At 35.0% G+C, this 2,438-nt stretch carries 2 protein-coding genes and 1 rRNA gene; all 3 read left to right on the top strand.

What is annotated here, in order from left to right; translation table 11 throughout:
* A 5S ribosomal RNA gene (gene rrf, locus BLR43_RS13385) occupies window positions 1-86 on the top strand; the annotation flags it as partial.
* Window positions 87-301: 215 nt separating this feature from the next.
* On the top strand, window positions 302-1,132 hold the full coding sequence (locus BLR43_RS13380; protein ID WP_071002858.1) for a TIR domain-containing protein: 831 nt from the start codon (window positions 302-304) through the stop codon (window positions 1,130-1,132).
* Window positions 1,133-1,263: 131 nt separating this feature from the next.
* Window positions 1,264-2,043 (top strand): hypothetical protein, encoded by a 780-nt coding sequence (locus BLR43_RS13375; RefSeq protein WP_071002859.1) that lies wholly within the window; start codon window positions 1,264-1,266, stop codon window positions 2,041-2,043.
* The last annotated feature ends 395 nt before the right edge of the window (window positions 2,044-2,438 follow it).

Raw genomic sequence — 2,438 nt, 5'->3', positions numbered from 1 at the left:
CTGATCCCTTCCCGAACTCAGAAGTGAAACATCGTTGCGCCAATGGTAGTGTGGTTCGCCCATGTGAGAGTAGGTCATCGTCAGCTCCTTATTCCAAAAGCCCCCTTCTGCGAAAGTAGAAGGGGGCTTTTTTTATGGTCGGGATTTTTGTTTATAGTTCTTTAATGTTTTAGGACTATATTTATAGATGATTTAATCAATTTCTTTCTTCATTTTCTATTATTATATTTAGATTGTTGGTCTGTCGTATTAATGCTAGATTTACAGGATAGTAAATTGTTAGTCTTTATAAGGAATCAAAATGTATTACCATGTAAAAGTAAAACCAAAATCAGATACACATTACGGTGAGTACAAAACAGATCTTACTAAAGAACAATTAATTTCAAGGTTTGTTGAACCTTATGAGCAAGGAAAACCAATTGTCATTAATGGAAAGACTGTTCAGCCTGATGATCTTGAGAGGATAACTATTGCTAAAAGTGAAAAAACAATTGAATCTTTTATTCCTCAAATCAGAGCAGAGAATCAAAACTCATCAATGGTTATAATCGGTGGTCCATCTGATACCTATCAGGCTATTGGACGGGCAACAAACGTCACTGATGATTTTATTGAAGGTGCAGTAGGCTATAAGAAAGAGCTTGTAGCTACACGATCTGTCAGGCAAGAGTCTAGAGATGCCAAACCAAATAGAGTGTTTATAGTCCATGGTCATGATGAGGGCGCGCAAAACAAAGCTGCTAGATTCGTAGAAAGATTAGGATTCGAAGCAATTATTCTTCACGAAAAGGCAAGCTCAGGAAGAACAATTATTGAGAAAATAGAGCATTATTCCGATACTGGATTCGCGATAGTTTTATATACACCTGATGATGTTGGTAATGTAAAAACAGATGCTGGAAACTTAAATGTTCGAGCACGACAAAATGTAGTTTTTGAGCACGGTTTACTTATTGGTAAACTTGGACGAGAAAATGTTTGTGCTTTAGTAGATGGTAAGCTAGAACTGCCAAATGACATTAGTGGTGTAGTTTATATTTCGTTAGATGAATCCTCTGCATGGCAGTTGCAACTAGCTAAAGAAATGAAACAGTCTGGCTACAGCATTGATATGAACAAATTGATCTAAGACCAACTGCGTGTGATAGCTAATTAATCAGATACTAATCTGCTTTGCGTATAGTTTATTCATATAATACAGAATTAAATACTAATTAAAATACAGTTTACTCTGTATCATACTTTAAGTAGAGACATCAAATGGAATCCAGTTTAGATGAATTTACAGGCCGAATAGAGAACACTATTCGAAACTCTATTAGCGAAATAACAGGTCACGAATGGAATGAAGACTTCATTACTCTAAAATTACTTTCTGACTTGAGACGTGAACTAGATGGCATGTATTTTACTAGTAACGATAGAAAGAACAAAATAGACTGGCAAATATATAAATTAAAGGGGAACTTTGAGAATAATTTTGGCGACATTGCTCTAGTTATAAATATTAATTATAAAGACGGCACTGATCTTCATGGAGCTGCATTTCTTGAAGCAAAAAAGCGTGACTGGAGAAAAGCATCCTTCAGTGCAATGAAAATACCCCAAGCTAAAAAAATATTGAAGAACGCTCCTCGTTCTCAGTACTTGCTTTATGATTATGAAGAAATTACAAACTTTGTGTTAGGTTCTTCGTATCAAGAAGCGTTAAGGCAATACCCTTATCATAGAGGTTCTCAAATCTCATTTTCTGCGGTAACTAGAGCTGTATGTGTACCTCTTAACTTAGCTCTAGAAACAGGTGGTAAAGATACATTGCTTTATCGCTATGGTACACCATTTTCATTACAGCTTGCGAAGCGTTACTTTAATGGTTTGGATTTAGAGTTTGATGAAACATCTAAAAAAGTTGCTACAGGTTTCTTAGATAAATTTGGTTTACCAAAATATATTATCAAAATTAATATTATTGAGAATGGTGTAGAACCTAAAGAAAATGAACTTCGGGTGAATCAAGCAAACTATAACCGGATAGATTAAAGACTCATAACTTAAATTTATTATCTAGCTCATAACCGCAATCTCTTAAAATCAAACCAAAATTGCTCGCCTACTGGTCTAAATACCCTACGGAGCTGCTCAGTCATAATGTTATAGTTAGAGTATATGAGGACTCCACAAACAGCCAAAGCAGCAATTTTCCCACAAAAAAGCCCATATTAACAAATAATACGGGCTTTAACATTCAATAGAGTATTTAACAAACTAGGCTAATCATTAAGCCCCTTCACCAAATTTACCACTTTGGAAGTCAGTAACTGCTTGCATAATTTCTTGCTGATTGTGTAACTATCCCCTAAAATAACACAGCTCAAACGTAGAATTTCTTATAAAATACCCATAAGGAGTTTTGATATGAGCAAACGAATGACTGA

It is taken from the genome of Psychrobacter pacificensis, assembly GCF_900101915.1.
GTDB classification, from domain to species: Bacteria; Pseudomonadota; Gammaproteobacteria; order Pseudomonadales; family Moraxellaceae; genus Psychrobacter; species Psychrobacter pacificensis.
This window is presented reverse-complemented; position numbering and strand designations above follow the sequence as displayed.

Bases quoted from the DNA above. Each gene is read 5' to 3' on its own strand.
- BLR43_RS13380 (WP_071002858.1), top strand. From the start codon at position 302: ATGTATTACCATGTAAAAGTAAAACCAAAATCAGATACACATTACGGT.
- BLR43_RS13375 (WP_071002859.1), top strand. From the start codon at position 1,264: ATGGAATCCAGTTTAGATGAATTTACAGGCCGAATAGAGAACACTATT.